This window comes from Curtobacterium sp. B18 (assembly GCF_000333375.1).
Lineage (GTDB): Bacteria > Actinomycetota > Actinomycetes > Actinomycetales > Microbacteriaceae > Curtobacterium.
In genome coordinates, this window is the sequence record NZ_BACZ01000118.1 from 1 (window position 1) to 17277 (window position 17277).

16 protein-coding genes are annotated in these 17277 nt (G+C 73.0%); 6 read left to right on the forward strand and 10 right to left on the reverse strand.

The window, feature by feature from the left end; genetic code table 11:
* From I5E_RS03230 to hrcA, 3 genes are all read right to left on the reverse strand, one after another.
* On the reverse strand, positions 1-285 hold a 285-nt coding region (locus I5E_RS03230; protein ID WP_022905724.1), incomplete at its 3' end, for an RNA methyltransferase PUA domain-containing protein.
* Positions 285-1400: a molecular chaperone DnaJ gene (gene dnaJ / locus I5E_RS03235; RefSeq protein ID WP_022905725.1), complete on the reverse strand. Its 1116-nt coding sequence runs from the start codon at positions 1398-1400 to the stop codon at positions 285-287. The genes dnaJ and I5E_RS03230, both read right to left, overlap by 1 nt.
* A 30-nt stretch (positions 1401-1430) precedes the next feature.
* Positions 1431-2447 (reverse strand): heat-inducible transcriptional repressor HrcA, encoded by a 1017-nt coding sequence (gene hrcA / locus I5E_RS03240; RefSeq protein ID WP_022905726.1) that lies wholly within the window; start codon positions 2445-2447, stop codon positions 1431-1433.
* A 107-nt stretch (positions 2448-2554) separates the two neighbouring features.
* Here hrcA and I5E_RS03245 point away from each other — a divergent pair, with 107 nt between their 5' ends.
* A complete protein-coding gene (locus tag I5E_RS03245) occupies positions 2555-2953 on the forward strand; it encodes a DUF4870 domain-containing protein (protein ID WP_022905727.1) in 399 nt (132 codons plus the stop codon).
* Position 2954: 1 nt separating this feature from the next.
* Here the strand turns inward: I5E_RS03245 and hemW are convergent, their stop codons facing one another.
* Positions 2955-4172, reverse strand: coding sequence for a radical SAM family heme chaperone HemW (gene hemW, locus I5E_RS03250; protein ID WP_031261336.1), 1218 nt, complete (start codon positions 4170-4172; stop codon positions 2955-2957).
* 428 nt (positions 4173-4600) lie between these two features.
* Here hemW and I5E_RS22520 point away from each other — a divergent pair, with 428 nt between their 5' ends.
* Positions 4601-4903 carry an HAD family hydrolase gene (locus tag I5E_RS22520; protein WP_049973430.1) on the forward strand — a complete coding sequence of 101 codons (303 nt, stop codon included), beginning with the start codon at positions 4601-4603 and terminating at the stop codon, positions 4901-4903.
* A gap of 117 nt (positions 4904-5020) precedes the next feature.
* On the opposite strand, the gene I5E_RS03260 is transcribed toward I5E_RS22520, so the two are convergent.
* On the reverse strand, positions 5021-6409 hold the full coding sequence (locus tag I5E_RS03260; RefSeq protein WP_022905729.1) for a cation:dicarboxylate symporter family transporter: 1389 nt from the start codon (positions 6407-6409) through the stop codon (positions 5021-5023).
* A gap of 111 nt (positions 6410-6520) precedes the next feature.
* Here I5E_RS03260 and I5E_RS21080 point away from each other — a divergent pair, with 111 nt between their 5' ends.
* Both I5E_RS21080 and I5E_RS03270 read left to right on the forward strand, forming a co-directional pair.
* Positions 6521-8101 carry a sensor histidine kinase gene (locus I5E_RS21080; protein ID WP_022905730.1) on the forward strand — a complete coding sequence of 527 codons (1581 nt, stop codon included), beginning with the start codon at positions 6521-6523 and terminating at the stop codon, positions 8099-8101.
* Positions 8098-8781 (forward strand): response regulator, encoded by a 684-nt coding sequence (locus I5E_RS03270; RefSeq protein ID WP_022905731.1) that lies wholly within the window; start codon positions 8098-8100, stop codon positions 8779-8781. The genes I5E_RS21080 and I5E_RS03270 overlap by 4 nt, the downstream gene beginning before the upstream one ends.
* 27 nt (positions 8782-8808) lie before the next feature.
* On the opposite strand, the gene I5E_RS03275 is transcribed toward I5E_RS03270, so the two are convergent.
* Positions 8809-9456, reverse strand: a complete 648-nt coding sequence (locus tag I5E_RS03275; protein WP_031261340.1) for a DUF1990 family protein — start codon at positions 9454-9456, stop codon at positions 8809-8811.
* A 132-nt stretch (positions 9457-9588) separates the two neighbouring features.
* Here I5E_RS03275 and I5E_RS03280 point away from each other — a divergent pair, with 132 nt between their 5' ends.
* Positions 9589-10077, forward strand: coding sequence for a hypothetical protein (locus I5E_RS03280; protein WP_022905733.1), 489 nt, complete (start codon positions 9589-9591; stop codon positions 10075-10077).
* A 12-nt stretch (positions 10078-10089) separates the two neighbouring features.
* On the opposite strand, the gene lepA is transcribed toward I5E_RS03280, so the two are convergent.
* Both lepA and I5E_RS03290 read right to left on the reverse strand, forming a co-directional pair.
* Positions 10090-11937, reverse strand: a complete 1848-nt coding sequence (gene lepA / locus I5E_RS03285) for a translation elongation factor 4 (protein ID WP_022905734.1) — start codon at positions 11935-11937, stop codon at positions 10090-10092.
* A gap of 1001 nt (positions 11938-12938) precedes the next feature.
* Entirely contained in the window at positions 12939-14123 is a 1185-nt protein-coding gene (locus tag I5E_RS03290) for a pyridoxal phosphate-dependent aminotransferase (RefSeq protein WP_031261341.1), read from the reverse strand.
* Between the two features lie 191 nt (positions 14124-14314).
* On the opposite strand from I5E_RS03290, the gene rpsT reads away from it, so the two are divergent.
* A complete protein-coding gene (rpsT, locus tag I5E_RS03295; RefSeq protein ID WP_022905736.1) occupies positions 14315-14575 on the forward strand; it encodes a 30S ribosomal protein S20 in 261 nt (86 codons plus the stop codon).
* 483 nt (positions 14576-15058) lie between these two features.
* On the opposite strand, the gene holA is transcribed toward rpsT, so the two are convergent.
* Both holA and I5E_RS03305 read right to left on the reverse strand, forming a co-directional pair.
* Positions 15059-16078 carry a DNA polymerase III subunit delta gene (holA, locus tag I5E_RS03300; RefSeq protein ID WP_022905737.1) on the reverse strand — a complete coding sequence of 340 codons (1020 nt, stop codon included), beginning with the start codon at positions 16076-16078 and terminating at the stop codon, positions 15059-15061.
* Between the two features lie 9 nt (positions 16079-16087).
* Positions 16088-17277: ComEC/Rec2 family competence protein (locus I5E_RS03305; protein ID WP_148286841.1), on the reverse strand; the 1190-nt coding region annotated here is incomplete at its 5' end.

Genomic DNA, 17277 nt, shown 5'->3' on the forward strand with positions numbered 1-17277 from the left:
CGCCATCTCGTCGCGGCCGCCCTTCGCCAGCGCCTGCACGAGGGTCAGCGAGGGGCTCGGCGCCGGCTCGACCGCGACGGTCTCGACCGTGAGCGTCAGGGTGTCCCGACCGACGGTCTCCACCGCACCGGCCACGACGGCACCGTGCCCGTCGCCGATCCGCAGGGTCTCGCCCACGCGGACGCGGGCCACGGACACCGCGTGGCGCCCCTCGACCCCGTCGAGCACGACGGGGTCGCCGACCGAGACGCCGTCGAGCGAACCGACGAAGTAGAGCGACGCCATCAGTGGTTGAAGAAGCGGTCGCGGAGCTTGCCGAACATGCCCTGCTGGAAGCGTGCGAGCTGCGGCTTGCCGGGCTTGATCGACTTCGCGAGCTGCTCGACGAGCTGGCGTTCCTTGTGCGAGAGCTTCGTCGGGGTCACGACCTGGACCCCCACGCGGAGGTCGCCCCGGCCGTTGCCGCGCAGCTTCGTGACGCCGCGGTCCTTCAGCACGAGGACGTCGGCGCTCTGCACGCCCGGACGGACCTCGAGCTCGACCGGTCCGTCGAGCCCGTCGATCGTCGTGGTCGTCCCGAGCACGGCGTCGGTCATCGCGACCTCGAGCGTGGCGAGCAGGTCGTCCCCGTCGCGGCTGAACACGTCGTGGTGGCGGACCCGGATCTCGAGGTACAGGTCACCGGAGGGACCGCCAGCCGGGCCGACCTCGCCCTGACCGGGCATCTGCAGGCGGAGACCGGAGTCGACGCCCGCGGGGACGTCCACCGGCACCGTGCGGCGGGCACGGATGCGGCCCTGGCCCTGGCACGTCGGGCACGGGTTCGGGATGACGGTGCCGTACCCGCGGCAGGTCCCGCAGGGCGCGCTCGTCACGACGTTGCCGAGGAGCGAGCGGACCTGGCGCTGGATGTGACCGGTCCCGCCGCAGATGTCGCACGTGCGGGGGCTCGTGCCGGGCGCGCAGCAGGACCCGCCGCAGGTCTCGCAGAGCACGGCCGTGTCGACCTCGACGTCCTTGTGGGTGCCGAAGACGACCTCGTCGAGGTCGACGTCGATGCGCAGCAGGGCGTCCTGCCCGCGCTCGGCGCGACTGCGCGGACCGTTGCCGCGTCCGCCGCCGGCACCCCCGCCGAAGAAGGCGTCGAAGATGTCGCTGAAGCCGCCGGCGGCGCCGCCACCGAACGGGCTGTCGGCCTGCGGGCCGGCGTCGTACCGGCGGCGCTGCTCCGGGTCGCTCAGCACGTCGTAGGCGTGCGTGACGTCCTTGAACCGTTCGGCCGCGTCCGGGCTCGGGTTCACGTCCGGGTGCAGTTCGCGCGCCAGACGGCGGTACGCCTTCTTGATGTCGGCATCGGAGGCGTCCGGCTGGACGCCGAGGACGTCGTAGTGGTCTGCCACGTATCCCTCAGTCGGTTGGGTTCGGATCGGTCAATGTTCGCCCAGGAGTTTGGACAGGTACCGTGCGACGGCGCGCACGGCGGCCATGTTCGTGCCGTAGTCCATGCGGGTCGGCCCGAGCACGCCGAGACGGGCGAGCTCACCGCCGGCGAGGTACCCGCCGGCGACGATGCTCGTCGCGTCGAGCCCGTACTCGGCGTTCTCCACGCCGATCCGGGCCGCGACACCGTCGTCGATCTGCATCTCGCCGAACAACCGGAGCAGGGTCACCTGTTCCTCGATCGCCTCGAGCACGGGGAAGAGGCCGCCGGAGAAGTCCTGCTCGCTCTTGGCGAGGTTCGCCGCGCCGGCCATCACCAGGCGGTCCTGCCGGTTGGCGGCGACCTGCTCGATGAGCGTCGCGACGACGACCCCGGCCAGGGGCTGGACGTCCGGACGGATCTGCTGCGGCACCGCGCGGAGCGCCGCCGCGACGTCCTGCAGGAGCAGGCCGACGCTCGCGCCGTTCACCACGGCACGGAGTTCGGTGAGCGCGGTCTCGTCGAGCGCGACGTCGGTCTCGACGACGCGCTGCTCGACACGGGCGGTGTCGGTGATGAGCACGACCATCAGGCGGTTGTCGCCGAGACGGACGAGCTCGACGTGCTGCACCCGTGCACGGACCATCGAGGGGTACTGCACGAGGGCGACCTGGTTCGTGAGCTGGCTGAGCAGCCGGACGGTCCGACCGAGGACCTCGTCGAGGTCGTTCGGCGCACCGAGGAACGTCTCGATCGCGTGCCGCTGGGCGCTGGACAGCGGCCGGGCACCCGCGAGGTGGTCGACGAAGACCCGGTACCCCTTGTCGGTCGGGACCCGACCGGACGAGGTGTGCGGGGCCGCGATGAGCTGCTCGTCCTCGAGCTGGGCCATGTCGTTGCGGATGGTGGCGGCGCTGACCCCGAACGCATGCCGCTCGACGATCGTCTTCGAACCGACCGGCTCGCGCGAGGCCACGTAGTCCCGCACGATGGCCTTGAGGACCTCGAGGCTGCGTTCGCTGACCACCCGGACCCCTTCCACTCGTACTGGCACTCGGACGTGTCGACTGCTGATCCTACGCCCGACCACCGACCGACCGGGACTTCTCCCCAGCCGACGGATACGCTTCGGGCATGACCTACGGACAGCAGCCCCAGCAGCCCGGCGGCCCGCAGTACCCCGGTGGGTACACCCCGCCGCAGCCGATGTCGCCCGAGGACCAGCGACTCTGGGCCACGCTCACGCACATCGGCGGCATCTTCTTCAACTTCATCGCGCCGCTGGTGGCCTACCTGGTCCTGCGCGACCGCGGCGGGTTCGTCCGCGAGCACACGCGCGTGGCGCTGAACTTCCACATCACGATGGCGATCGCGTACGCGGTCGGGTCGATCACGTCGTTCCTCGGCATCGGCGTGCTGATCATCCTCGCGGCCTGGGTGCTCTCGATCGTGTTCGGGATCCAGGCGGCGATCGCGGCGAACCGCGGGCAGTTCTACCGCTACCCACTCTCGATCGAGTTCATCAAGCAGTAGCTCAGTCGAGCAGCTCGCGGACCACCGCGTCCGCGAGCAGCCGCCCCTGCAGGGTCAACTCGATCCGCCCCCGCACCGCGGCCGACCCGTCCACGAGTCCACGTGCGATGAGGCCGGCGACCCGGCCCCGCGCCTCCTGGCCCAGCTCGCCGGTCGCGAGCTCACCGCGCACCCGCGCGGCGAGCAGCACGCGCTCGACGTACCGGGTCTCGGCGTCGAGGGTCTCGCGTCCGGCCGCGGGCGACTCCCCCGCCAGCACCCGGTTCGCGTACGCGGCCGGGTGCTTCACGTTCCACCAGCGGGTGCCGGCCACCGCGGAGTGCGCGCCGGGGCCGACACCCCACCAGTCGTGGCCCGTCCAGTAGGACAGGTTGTGCCGACTCCGGTGCTGGTCGCCGCGGGCCCAGTTCGAGACCTCGTACCAGGCGTAGCCGGCGTCACCGAGGACCCGGTCCGCCAGCTCGTACATGTCCGCCGCGAGGTCGTCGTCCGGCGCCGGCAGCTCGCCGCGAGCGACCATCCGGCCCATCGCGGTGCCCTCCTCGACGATGAGCGAGTAGGCCGACACGTGGTCCGGCTCGCACGCCAGGGCCGCGTCGAGCGAGGTGCGCCAGTCGTCGAGCGACTCGCCGGGCGTCGAGTAGATCAGGTCGAGCGAGACGTCGAGGCCCTGCTGCTTCGCGAGGTCCACCACGAGGGGCACGCGCTCGGGGTCGTGCGTCCGGTCGAGCGTCGCGAGCACGTGCGGCACCGCGGACTGCATGCCGTAGCTCACCCGGGTGAAGCCGCCGTCGGCGAGGGTCCGCAACGCGTCCTCGTCCACGGAGTCGGGGTTCGCCTCGGTCGTGACCTCGGCACCGGGCACGATCCCCCAGGTGTCGTCGATCGCGCGGAGGATCATCACCAGGTCCGAGGCGGGCAGCATCGTCGGGGTGCCGCCGCCGAAGAACACCGTCGACACCGGTCGACGGGCGACGCCCGAGCGGTCGAGGACGCTCGCGGCCCACTCGATCTCGCGCACCGCGTGTCCGGCGTAGTCGTCCCGACGGACCCCGCGGAGCTCCGACGCCGTGTAGGTGTTGAAGTCGCAGTAGCCGCAGCGAACCCGACAGAACGGCACGTGCACGTACACGCCGAAGGGGACGTCGCCGGCACCGGACGCCGGGGTGATCAGGCCGTCCGCGGGTGCGGGGTCGGCGATCGGGAGAGCACTCGGCATGGACTCCATTGTCCGTCATGATGGAGGCATGGAGCACCACACCGTCCCCACCACGGTGCTGTGGGACATCGACGGCACCCTCGTGTTGAACGCCTCGTCGCCGGGCAACCTGTACCACCTCGCGCTCGAGCGGGCGATCGGCCGCGACCTCGTCCTGCGCGTCGGTCACCAGCACGGCCGCACCGACGCCGGGCTCATCGCCGAGCACGTCCGGGCGCACGACCTGGACGACACGCTCATCCCCACCGTGAGCCGGCACCTGCGCGACCTGACCGAGGAGCGGCACGTGTCCGGGGACCGCCGCAGTCCGGCGCCGGGCGCGATCGGTCTCGTCCGGCGGTTCGCCGAGCTCGGCTGGCGCAACGGCCTGGCTGACCGGCCACTCCCCCTACCGTGCCCGCGTCAAGCTGCAGGGTGCCGGGTTCGACGTGGACGCGTTCGACTGGGACCACTCGTTCTTCGGCGACACCGAGGTCGAGCGCACCGGGGTGACCGCGCGCGCTGCCGAGGCACTCGCCGGCACCCGGGCCGTGATCGTCGGGGACACCCCGCGGGACGGCGAGGCGGCGGACGCGGTCGGTATCCCCTTCCTCGCGGTGGCGACCGGCGTGTACGACGTCGAGGCGCTCCGGGCGACCAGCGCCGTGACCATCGCCCGCGACTGCGTCGAGGACGCCCGGCTCATCGAGGACGCGATCGCCGCGCTGCCGCCGCTCCGCCCGGTCGGCTGACCGGCCGCGGCCGCGGCCCGGCCGCGGCCCCGGCCCGGCCGCGGCGGCGGTCCCCCCGCCCCGCCGGCCCCGCCGCCCCGCCGGCCCGCCGGCCCTGCCGCCCCGCCGGCCCCGCGGTCAGGCGGAGACCCGCTCCGGCTCGCGCTCCCGCTCGGCCTCGGCGGCGGATGCGTCCTCGCCCCCGTCGTGGCCGTCGTGCCCCTGCACCGCCGACTCGTCGAACGGCAGCGCCCCGGCCAGCACCCGGCGCGCACGCTCGGCATCGAACTGCCGCGTCCACCGGCCCACCAGGATCGTCGCCACGGCGTTGCCGGTGAAGTTCGTCAGCGCACGTCCCTCGGACATGAAGCGGTCGACGCCGACGATCACGCCGACACCGTTCACGAGGTCTGGACGGTAGGCCTGCAGTCCCCCGGCCAGGGTGGCGAGCCCGGCCCCGCTCACCCCGGCGGCCCCCTTCGACGCGATCACCATGAAGACGAGCAGCCCGATCTGCTCCCCGACGCTCATCGGCTCGCCCATGCCGTTCGCGATGAACAGCGACGCCATCGTGAGGTAGATCGCGGTGCCGTCGAGGTTGAACGAGTACCCGGTCGGGACCGTGATGCCGACGACCGGCTTCGCGACGCCGAGGTGCTCCATCTTGGCGATGAGTCGGGGCAGGGCGGACTCCGACGACGACGTCCCGACGATGAGCAGGTACTCCTTGCCGAGGTACTGCACGAGCCGCAGCACGTTGATGCGCGCGACCACCCAGAGCAGCGAGCCGAGCACGACGACGATGAACAGCACGCAGGTGACGTAGAACGCGACCATCAGGAGCCCGAGGCTCGCGATCGCGCCGGCACCGGTCGCGCCGACCACCGCGGCCATCGCACCGAAGGCGCCGACCGGGGCCACCCACAGCACCATGCCGAGGATCCGGAAGACGACCTCCTGCAGCTTCCGCACGACGCGCATCACGGGCTCGCCGCGGGCGCCCATCCGCTGCACGGCGAACCCGACGAGCAGGGCGACGAACAGCACCTGGAGCACGCTGCCGTCGGTGAAGGCGGAGAACAGGCTCGTCGGGATGATCCCGAGCACGAACTCGTGGGTGGACGACGCCTCGCCGGTCGCCTGGTAGGTCGAGCCCCGCATGTCGAGGTGGTCGCCGGGGTGCACGAGGTTGCCGACGACCAGGCCGATCGCCAGCGCGACGGTCGACATCACGAGGAAGTACCCGAGCGCGAGGCCACCGATCTTCCCGACCGTCGCCGCCTTGGCGATGGACCCGACCCCGACGACGATCGTGCAGAAGATGATGGGCGCGATCATCATGTGGATGAGCGCGACGAAGCCGTCCCCGAGGGGCTTGAGCGTCTGCGCGAACGCGGGGAACACGAGCCCGACGAGTGCGCCGAGCACCACGGCGGCGATCACGGACAGGTAGAGCCAGGTGTGCGGTGCCGGGCGCCGGCGGGCGGAGCCCGTGCGACGGGGGCTGACCGTGCGGTCGAGAGCCATCGTTGCCTCCTTCGGGGACGTCGTCGTCCGCCGGACAGCATCGTGCCGGCACCGACCCGCACGCGAGTTGTGGTCGAATTGGTCGCAGGACACCGACGTCTGGAGGACACCATGGGCGGCCCCCGCACCCCGGCGCGCACCGCTGCCGCACGGTCGCCCCGCACGCGCGCCGCCGTGCGCCGTCCTCCGACCGGCAGCACCGCCGGCCGCGTCTTCCTCGTCGTGACCGCCGCCGTCGTGCTCGTCAGCGCCCTGCTCGCGCTGCTGCTCGTCCTCGACGCCCGCAGGGCGGCCGAGACCGGGGCGGCGAGCGTCACGCGCGCCGTCGCCACGGGGCTCGCGACCGACCCGAGGACCGTCGCCGCCCTGCAGGAGGAGCCGAGCCGCGCCTCCAGGACCCTGCAGCCCGTCGCGACGCGGGCCGAGCGTGCCAGCGGCGCCGCCTTCGTCACCATCATGACCGCCGCGGGGATCCGCGTGACGCATCCCGACCCGGACGAGGTCGGCCGGCACTACATCGGGACCATCCCGAGCACGCCGCGGTCACTCACCGAGCGCTCGACCGGCACGCTCGGACCGTCCGTCCGGACCATCGTGCCGGTGCGCGCCGACGGCCGGGTCGTCGGTTGGGTCGCGACGGGCGTCACGGTCGACCGGATCGGCGCAGCGGTCGCCGAACGGCTGCCGTTCGCCGTGCTCGTCGCCGCGGCCGTGTTCCTCGCCGGCGTCCTGTCCGCGCTGGTGGCACGACGGTCGACCAGGCGCGTCCTCGGCGACCTGCCGCCGGGAGCGGTCCGCGACGCGGTCGCCTCGTACGAGTCGGTGCGCACCCTCGGTGAGGCACTGCGCGCGCAGCAGCACGAGCACGCGAACCGGGTGCACACCGCCGTGACGCTCATCGAACTGGACCGGAGCGACGAGGCGGTCACGCTCCTGACCGAGGGTGCCCGGGACGCACAGCACCTCGTGGACCACGTCCACGGTGGTGACCGCACCGTCGCGGCGCTCCTGCTCGGGAAGGCCTCGCAAGCAGCAGAACGCCACGTCGGGTGGCGCGCCGAGGTCGAGCCGGACGTGCCGGTGCCGGCCGTACGGCCGGTGGACCTGGTCGCCGTCGTCGGGAACCTGGTCGACAACGCGCTGGACGCGGCGGCATCCGGTCCGGCACCCCGGTGGGTGCGGGTGGCGGTCCGTCGGGCGGACGGTCCGGGAGGCGCGGTGCGCGACACGCGGTCGGCTCGCGCCGACGACGGCGTGCGCTCGGCGACCGGGCGGTCGGGCGGGCTGGCGGGTGGGCGGTCTGGCGGGCGGTCGGGCGCGCCGCTGGGCGGGCGATCGGCCGCGTCGGCGGGCCGCTCCCCCGCTGGTGCGGCGGCGCTCGAGATCGAGGTCGTCGACAGCGGGGCGGGGATCGCCGACGCGGACCTTGCGCGGGTCTTCGACCGGGGCTGGAGCACGAAGCCGGTGGCGACCGAGGACCCCCACGGCGAGCCGGGCCCCGCCGCGGCCCCGGCACCGGCCCCTGTCCCGGCGCTCGCTCCGGTTGCGGCTCCGGCTCCGGGCGTGCCGTCGACGCGGGGCATCGGCCTCGCCCTCGTCCGGTCCGTCGTCGACCAGGCGCAGGGCACGGTCGAGGTGCACCGCGACCCCACCCGCTTCGTCGTCCGCCTGCCCGCGGAGCCCACGTCGTGATCGGCGTCATGGTCGTCGAGGACGACCCGCTCACCCTCGAGCTCCACCGGACCCTCGTCGAACGCGTCGAGGGCTTCCGGGTGACCGCGGAGTGCACGACGGCGCGGGCGGTCCTCACCGCACTCCGCGACCCGGCGGTGATGGCGCGCGTCGACCTCGCCCTGGTCGACGTCACCCTGCCGGACGGCTCCGGACTCGACCTCGTGCGGGCGCTGCGCGGCTCGGGAGCGCGCGTCGACGTGTTCGCCGTCACCGCCGTCCGCGATGCCGACACCGTCCGACGGATGGCGGCCCTCGGCGTCGCGCACTACCTGGTGAAGCCGTTCACCGCCGGGGACCTGCACGAGCGGCTCGAGCAGTACCGGGCGTACCACCGGCGCGCCACCGACACCGGGAGCCTGCCGACCCAGCACGAGATCGACGCCCTGTTCGGCGCACTGCGTCCCGTCCGACGGTCGACCCTGCCGAAGGGGCTGGCGGAGGAGACCCTCGACCTCGTGGCCGGCGCCCTCCGCGGTGCCGACGGACTCTCCGCCGCCGAGACCGGGGCGCACCTCGGGCTCTCCCGGGTGGTCGCCCGGCGCTACCTCGAGCACCTCGTCGGGACCGGGGCCGCGGAGCGCCGGTCACGGTACGGCGCACCGGGTCGGCCGGTGTCCGAGTACCGCTGGCTCGGCTGAGCCGTCACCGACGGCCGATGCGGGTCGTCAGTCGCCGCGGAGCGCCTCGAGGTACTTCTGCGCCATGACCTTCTGCTGCCGGCGGAGCAACGGGGCCACGAACTGCCACTTCCGGCTCGACGGCTGCGAGAACTGCCGGATCTGCAGCCACACCGACCCGTCCGGTGTCCGCTCGACGACGAACGACTCCTCACCCGAGAGCGGGTGCCCCTCGAGCGTCCCGTACGCGAAGCCCTTGCGGTCGGTCTCGTCGATGATCGACACGACCCGCACCGGCGCCAGGACCGTCCGGCCGAAGGCGTGCATCGTCAGCGTCGCGCTCGTGCCCGCCGTGACGAGCGGCGTGCCGTCGGGGGCGAACTTCTCGACCCGGGGCGTCCCGATCGAGGCCGGGGCGATCGGCACGCCCTGCTCGTCGAAGGTCACCGGGTTGTAGCGGACCTCGTCGTCGTCGGGCTGGTCCTCGACGTGCACGCGGATGCCGCTGCGCTCCTGGATCTGCCACGTCAGTGCCTGCGTGACCGCGGTCTCGAAGCGCTGGTCGCCGTGGCCGATCCGGGACCGCGACTCGGACGGGACGAACCCCTCCGGCGGGTACGTCATGAGGTCCGACGCCTGGGTCGCACCCACGGCTCCGTACGTCAGGGCGGTCCGGTAGCTCCCGCGGGTACTCATGCGGCCCACTGTACTGGCCCCTCGTGCCCCGGACCGAACCGGGACGGTCCGGACGGCGGGCCACCCGTCCGGTTCCCGCGCGCCCCGAACGGGAGGCCCGACACGCGTCCGCCACGCCCCTATCGTTGGTGCGTGCCCCGCTCCGCCCTCGACCGCGCACGGTCCGTCGACCGCACCACGGTCTCGTTCGCCGTCCTGACGCTCGCGGCGTTCGGGCTGGCCGCGACGGCGCGGGCCGCGGTCGCGTGGGCGACCGCCGGACTCGGCGCCCCCGCGCGGTACGCCGCGACGGCCCCGGGGGACGCGGACGTCTTCGAGACGGCGAACGCCATCGCGGTGTTCGGGGCGTGCAGCGCGGGCGTGGGCGTGATCCTGTTCGGGGTCACCCTCGTGCTCGCGGTCCGTCGGCACGCGGCCCGTCGGCTGCCCTCCGTGCTCGGGCTCTGCACGCTGGCGATGGTCGTCGGCGCCGTGGTGGCCGGGTTCGCCGCGGGGTCGGAGACCGACTACGACGCGGCCGCCGGACTCGTCATCCTGCGGACCGCACTCGTGGGACTGGCCGCGGCGAGCCTCCCGGCCCTGGGCCTGGCCGTGCTGCGGGCTCGCGCCCGCCGCGCCTGACCGGCCCCGCCGCTACTTCTTCTTCTCTTCGACGTCGCCGGAGAGCGCCGCGATGAAGGCTTCCTGCGGGACCTCGACGCGACCCACCATCTTCATGCGCTTCTTGCCCTCCTTCTGCTTCTCGAGGAGCTTGCGCTTGCGGGTGATGTCACCGCCGTAGCACTTCGCGAGGACGTCCTTGCGCATCGCCCGGATGCTCTCGCGGGCGATGATGCGCGCGCCGATGGCGGCCTGGATCGGCACCTCGAACTGCTGGCGCGGGATGAGCTTCCGGAGCCGTTCGGTCATGAGCGTGCCGTAGGCGTACGCCTTGTCGCGGTGCACGATGGCACTGAAGGCGTCGACCTGTTCGCCCTGCAGCAGGATGTCGACCTTCACGAGGTCGGCAGCCTGGTCGCCCGTGGGTTCGTAGTCGAGCGACGCGTAGCCCTGGGTCTTGCTCTTGAGCTGGTCGAAGAAGTCGAAGACGATCTCGCCGAGCGGCATCTCGTAGCGGATCTCGACGCGGTCCTCGCCGAGGTACTCCATGCCGAGCAGCGACCCGCGACGTGACTGGCAGAGCTCCATGATCGCGCCGACGTAGTCCTTCGGGGCGAGGATGGCCGCGCGGACCATCGGCTCGCGGACCTCGACGATGCGGCCGCCGGGGAACTCGGACGGGTTCGTGACCTCGGTCACCGTGTCGTCCTCGTTCGTGACCTCGTAGATCACGCTCGGGGCGGTGGTGATGAGGTCCAGCCCGAACTCGCGGCTGAGGCGCTCGGTGATGATCTCGAGGTGGAGCAGGCCGAGGAACCCGCAGCGGAAGCCGAAGCCGAGCGCCACCGACGTCTCGGGCTCGTACACGAGGGCCGCGTCGGACAGCTTGAGCTTGTCGAGCGCCTCGCGGAGGTCCGGGTAGTCGGAGCCGTCGATCGGGTACAGGCCCGAGAACACCATCGGCTTCGGGTCGGTGTACCCGGCCAGCGCCTCGGTCGCGGGCTTCTGCGCCGTGGTCACCGTGTCGCCGACCTTCGACTGGCGGACGTCCTTCACGCCGGTGATGAGGTAGCCGACCTCGCCGACGCTGAGGCCCTTCGTCGGCTTCGGCTCGGGCGACGACACACCGATCTCGAGGATCTCGTGCGTCGACTTGGTCGACATCATCTGGACCTTCTCGCGCGGGTGGATCGTGCCGTCCACCATCCGCACGTAGGTCACGACGCCGCGGTAGCTGTCGTAGACCGAGTCGAAGATCATCGCGCGGGGTGCCGCGTCGACGTCACCGACGGGCGGCGGCACCGACCCGACCACACGGTCGAGGAGCTCGGCCACGCCGACGCCGGTCTTGCCGGAGACGCGGAGGACGTCCTCCGGCTTGCCGCCGATGAGCTGCGCGAGCTCGGCCGCGTACTTGTCCGGCTCGGCCGCCGGCAGGTCGATCTTGTTCAGCACCGGGATGATCTCGAGGTCGTTCTCGAGCGCCAGGTAGAGGTTCGCGAGGGTCTGCGCCTCGATCCCCTGCGCCGCGTCGACCAGGAGGATCGCACCCTCGCACGCGGCGAGCGACCGGGACACCTCGTACGAGAAGTCCACGTGTCCGGGCGTGTCGATCATGTTGAGCGCGAAGGTCTGCCCGTCGAGCTCCCACGGCATGCGCACGGCCTGCGACTTGATCGTGATGCCGCGCTCGCGTTCGATGTCCATGCGGTCGAGGTACTGCGCGCGCATGGCGCGGTCCTCGACGATGCCGGTGATCTGCAGCATGCGGTCGGCCAGCGTGGACTTGCCGTGGTCGATGTGCGCGATGATGCAGAAGTTGCGGATCGCGTCGGCCGGGGTCGAGGCGGGCTCGAGCGGCGCGGATGCTTGTGGGCTCACGGTTCCTCGGGGTGGGTCGGACGGTCGAACGATTGTCCCACGTCCGCGCGGCGGCTGGCGCACGGTGCGAGGTTCGTCGCCCGCAGCGGCGGCCTCGGGCCGGCGCACCGTGCGAGGTTCGTCGCCCGCAGCGGCGGCGTCCGGCCGGCCCGTGCGCGCTTCCTGCGCCGCACCAAGCAACCAACACCGCACCAGCTGACGGCCCACGCACCGTGCGCAGCGCGGCGAACGCGCACCGCGCCTCCAGGCCAGGAGGCCCGGCCGCGGCCGAGCAGGCAGTCGCACGGTGCGAGGTTCATCACCCGCGAGAGCGGCGACAGCTCCGTGCGCGCTTCCTGCGCCGCACCAAGCAACCAACACCGCACCAGCTGACGGACCACGCACCGTGCGCAGCGCGGCGAACGCACGCCGCGTCTCCAGGCCAGGAGGCACGGCGCGGCCGAGCAGGCCGGCGCACGGTGCGAGGTTCGTCACCTGCGGCGGCGGCGACCGCCCCGTGCGCGCTTCCTGCGCCGCACCATGCCACCAATCGCGCACCAGCTGACGGACCCCGCACGGTGCGCGGTGCGGCCCGGACGCGCACCGCGCCTCCGTGCAGGAGGCACGGCGCGGCCGAGCAGGCCGGCGCACGGCGCGAGGTTCGTCACCTGCGGCGGCGGCGATCGCCCCGTGCGCGCTTCCGGCGCCGCACCACGCCACCAACCGCGCACCAGCTGACGGACCCCGCACCGTGCGCGGCGCGCCGCGGACGCGCACCGCGCCTCCGTACAGGAGGCGCGGCCGAGCAGGCCGCGCCTGCGTGTCAGGAGGCACGGCGCGGCCGGGCAGGCCGACGCACGGTGCGAGGTTCGTCACCCGCGACAGCGGCGACCGCTCCGTGCCCGCCTTCAGCGCCGCACCATGCAACCAACCGCGCACCAGCTGACGGACCAAGCACGGTGCGCGGCGCGGCGCGCCGGACGCGCACCGCCGCGTCCAGGCGAGGCCGGACGCGCGCCGCGTCAGACGGCGACGCGCTCCGGCGCCGGCAGTGCACCCAGCCCGCGGCGCAGGTCCGCCGCGGTCGCCGCGAGGCAGACACGGATCCACCCCTCACCGGTCCGGCCGAAGGCGCTCCCCGGCGCGACCGCGACACGCTCGCGCTGCAGGAACGCGAGCGCCCACTCCGCGACGTCGCCCTCGGTGACGTGGGACATGTCGATCCAGAGGTAGAACGCGCCGCGCGGGTCGAGGTACCGGATGCCGGCGGCGTCGAGGACCTCCTTCGCGACGTCGAGGTTGGCGCGGTAGTGCTCCCGGGCCTCCTGCACGGCGGAGTGGTCCCCCACGATGGCCGCGAGGGCCGCCCACTGGTCGGGTTCGGCGACGCAGCTGATCATCGCCTCCTGGGTGGTGCGCATCGTCGCGCCGAGGCCCTTCGGCGTGACGAGGTACCCGACCCGGACGCCCGTCATCGCGTACGTCTTGCTCAGCGAGAAGGCGGTGAAGACCCGGTCGTCCTCGTCGAGGCTCGCCAGGCTGACGTGGCGGGTGCCGTAGGTGAAGTACTCGTAGACCTCGTCGCTGATCACCCAGAGGTCGTGGCGCTTCGCCAACGCCAGCAGGTCGCGGAGGGTCTGCTCGCCGAACACCGAGCCGAGCGGGTTCGACGGGGAGTTCACCACGAGGACGCGGGTGCGCTCGGTGATGCTCGCCTCGAGGGCCTGCAGGTCCGGCTCGAACCCGTGCTGCGGTTCGAGGCGGTACGGCACCGGGGTCGCCCCGATGATGTGCGCGTTCATGGTGAAGGTCGTGTAGCCGGGGTCGGGGACGAGGACCTCGTCGCCCGGGCTCAGCACGAGGGTCATCGCCTGGAACAGCGCCTGCGTCGCCCCGATCGTCATCCAGATCTGCTCGAGGTCGGCCTCGATGCGGTTCTCGCGGTGGAGCTTCTCGCGGATGGCCGCCCGCAGCGGGGCGATGCCGCCGTTCGGCGTGTAGTCGGTGCGGTCCTCGGTCCAGGCGCGACGGGCGGCCTCGCCGATGTGGGCGGCGACGGGCACGTCCGGCTCGCCGATGACCAGCATCGCGATGTGTCCCTCGGTACCGCGGTCGGCCTCGTCCGACTGCATGCGGGCTGCTTGCTCGAACACCCGGCGGATGCCGGAGGCGGGGACGGTCTCGATGCGGGGCGCGAGCGATGGCATGCTCGTCACGGTAGCGAACGGTTGTTGCGGCACGGTTTCGGCGTTTCGGTGCTTTGGTCCAGACGCTCCGGCCTGGTAATGTTGGGGGCTGGCTTCCGCGTTCCCCGCCCACGGGTGGAACGCGATGCGACCAAGGGCCCCTCTACCCAGCGGTCGCGACCACCCGTAGAGACGAACAAGGAGCAACACGCATGGCGAACATCAAGTCGCAGATCAAGCGCATCAAGACCAACCTCAAGGCCCAGGAGCGCAACAAGGCCTACCGTTCCGAGCTCAAGACGGTCATCCGTCACACCAACGAGGCCGTGGTCGCCGGCGACAAGGACAAGGCCGTCGCGGCCCTGACCCTCGCCTCGAAGAAGCTCGACAAGGCCGTGAGCAAGGGCGTCATCCACAAGAACCAGGCCGCGAACCGCAAGTCGGCCATCGCGAAGAAGGTCGCGTCGCTCTGACGCACGGACCCTCTGGTCCGAAGGCCCCGCACCGTTCGGTGCGGGGCCTTCGTCGTTCGCGCGGTGCGGGTTCGCCACGCGGAGGGCGGGGTGTGCCGGCGCGGGCGGGGTGTGCCGGCGCGGGCGGTGGTGTGCCGGCGCGGGCGGTGGTCTGCCGGCGCAGGCGGAGTGTGCCGGCGTCGGCGGGGTGTGCCCGCGCCGGTGCCGGCGCAGGCGGTGGTGTGCCGGCGCGGGCGGTGAGCGGGCAGTGTTCGTCCCGCTCGGCGTGCGCGCGCAGCAGGTACCGCCCGATGGGCGGAGCTGAGCGGCGGGTCGTGCCCGGTCGCCGTGCCGGTCCGAGCGGTCCGGATCGCCGGCTCGGGTCCGGCAGGTCGGCCGCGGACGGTCGGCTCCAGCGGAGCAGCTCCGGCGGAGCAGCTCCGGCGGAGCAGCTCCGGCGGGTGGGCTGTCGCCCGTCGGAGCTTCTTGGAGGAGCGGCTCGGCTCAGCGCGCCTCGCCGCGCCGGGCGATGGTCCGGACCATGACCTCGAGCGCGTAGTGGGCGTCGCGCGACCCACCCTTCACCGCGGTGTCGGCCTCGGCGATGCTGATGATCGCGTTCGCGAGACCGGACTCGCTCCACCCGGCGACGTCACGCTGGGCGCGCTGCACCTGCCACGGCGCCATGCCGAGCGCCGACGCCGCCTGCCCGCTCGGGCCGCGGAAGGCGCTGACCTTCGCCATCGTGCGGATCTTCGAGGCGAACGCCGCGACGATCGGCACCGGGGCCTCGCCCGTCGACAGCGCGTGCCGGAGCTCGACGATGGCCGGTGCCGAACGCCCCGCGAGCGCGATGTCGGCGACCTTGAACGCGTTGGTCTCGACGCGACCGCCGTAGTACTTGTCGACGACCTTGTCCGTGATCTCCGCCGCCTCGTCGGCGAGGAGTTGCCGGCACGCCGCGGCGAGCTCGGCCAGATCGTCGGCGAAGGCCGCGACGAGGGTGCGCACCGCCGACGGGGCGATCTTGCGCCGGGCAGCCCGGAACTCGGCGGTGACGAAGTCGATCCGGTCCGTCTCGCGCTTGAGTTCGTCGCACAGCACCTCGATGCCGCCGCCCACACCGCTGCGGATCGTGTCGAGGAGCTTCTTCCCGCGCACGCCACCGCCGTGTCGCAGGACCAGGGTGACGTCGTCCGCCGGCGCACCGAGGTACGAGATGGTCTCGGTGATGAACGCGTCGGTGCACTTCTCGACGTTGGTGACCCGGACCAGACGCGGTTCCCCGAACAGGGACGGGCTCGCGAGGGTCGCCAAGAGCCCCGGCGCGTACTGGTCGGCTTCGAGGTCGTGGACCTCGAGCGCGGGGTCTTCACCCACGAGCAGGTCGCGGAGCACGCCGCTCGCACGCTCGGCGAGGAACGACTCGGGCCCGGTGACGAGCACGACCGGCGCCGGGCGGATCCCCGACCAAGGCACCTGGTCGATCTTCGCTGCGGCGCGTGCGGGCTTCTTGGCGGGCATGTCTCGATCCTACGGGCGACGGCCGACGCCGAGCGCTCCGCCCGGACGCCCCTCGCCGACACCGGACGCCGCGCAGACGCCGGACACCGACCGGACACCGGACACCGCCCCGGCACCGGACACCGCGCCGGCGGCCTGCCACCGACGTCGGGAGTCCCGCCCCGGTGCGAGCGCAGGGGCCGACGGATCGCGCTGCGGGGACCCGGGAGCACCCCGCGGGGACGCGGGAGCATCCTGCGGGGACGCGGGAGCCGAGCGCTCGGTCCACACCCGGAGCCCGCCCGAGCCGTCCCGCCCGACCACGATCGTCCCGAGCAGATCGGTCCGGTACGCCCGGGTCCCGGCGGCGTCGAGCATCTCGAGCGCCGAACGGGTCGGGTGCCCGTACGTGTTGTCCGCACCGACACCGATGAGCCCGACCGCTGCCGCCGTCTCGCGGTACAGGAGCGGGTCCTGGTCGGCGGATCCGTGGTGTGAGACCTTGACGACGTCGATCGGGACCCGGTCGGCAGCGTCCTCGGCGTCGAGGACACCCCGGAGCCGCCGCTGCGCCGTCTCCCCAAGGTCGCCGAGGAACAACCCGCTCACGCACGACGGGCAGTCGGGTCCGGGCTCCGTGCGGAGGACGAGGCTCGCAGCGTTGCCGCTCTCCCCAGCTCCCGCACGCGGCCACAGCAGCCGCCACCGCAGGGGCCCGAGCGTGCCCGCGGTGGTGTCGTCAGCCGTCCGGACGTCGATGCCCGCGTCCACGAGCGACCGGCGGACCCGCTCGTCCTCGGGGCGGCCGGTGGGCCCGACCAGCGCCGTCCTCACACGGTCCGTCACCGATGCCACCGCGCCGACGTGGTCGCGGTCGAAGTGCGTCAAGACGAGCAGGTCGACCCGGTCGACGCCGAGGAGGTCCAGGCAGGCACCGAGCCGTTCCGGGTCGTCCCCGACGTCCACCATCGCGACGCCGGTCCCGCCGCGGAGGACCACGGCGTCACCCTGCCCGACATCGCACGCCGCGATCGCCCAGTCGCCCGGCAGCCCCGCGCGGACGACGATCCGCGGCACGGCGACCGACACGAGTCCGATCGCCGCGACGGCACCCGCGGCGACGAGCAACCGGAACCGGACCGCGCCCGGTGTCAGGAAGGCGACGGCGATGCAGGCGCTCACGACGGCTGCGGCGGCCACGCCGGTCACACCCGCGGGGC

Excerpts from the sequence above, each read along its gene's own strand:
- I5E_RS03245 (WP_022905727.1), top strand. The coding sequence starts at position 2,555 with ATGACCTACGGACAGCAGCCCCAGCAGCCCGGCGGCCCGCAGTACCCC.
- hemW (WP_031261336.1), bottom strand. The coding sequence starts at position 4,172 with ATGCCGAGTGCTCTCCCGATCGCCGACCCCGCACCCGCGGACGGCCTG.
- I5E_RS03260 (WP_022905729.1), bottom strand. The coding sequence starts at position 6,409 with ATGGCTCTCGACCGCACGGTCAGCCCCCGTCGCACGGGCTCCGCCCGC.
- I5E_RS21080 (WP_022905730.1), top strand. The coding sequence starts at position 6,521 with ATGGGCGGCCCCCGCACCCCGGCGCGCACCGCTGCCGCACGGTCGCCC.
- I5E_RS03275 (WP_031261340.1), bottom strand. The coding sequence starts at position 9,456 with ATGAGTACCCGCGGGAGCTACCGGACCGCCCTGACGTACGGAGCCGTG.
- I5E_RS03290 (WP_031261341.1), bottom strand. The coding sequence starts at position 14,123 with ATGCCATCGCTCGCGCCCCGCATCGAGACCGTCCCCGCCTCCGGCATC.
- rpsT (WP_022905736.1), top strand. The coding sequence starts at position 14,315 with ATGGCGAACATCAAGTCGCAGATCAAGCGCATCAAGACCAACCTCAAG.
- holA (WP_022905737.1), bottom strand. The coding sequence starts at position 16,078 with ATGCCCGCCAAGAAGCCCGCACGCGCCGCAGCGAAGATCGACCAGGTG.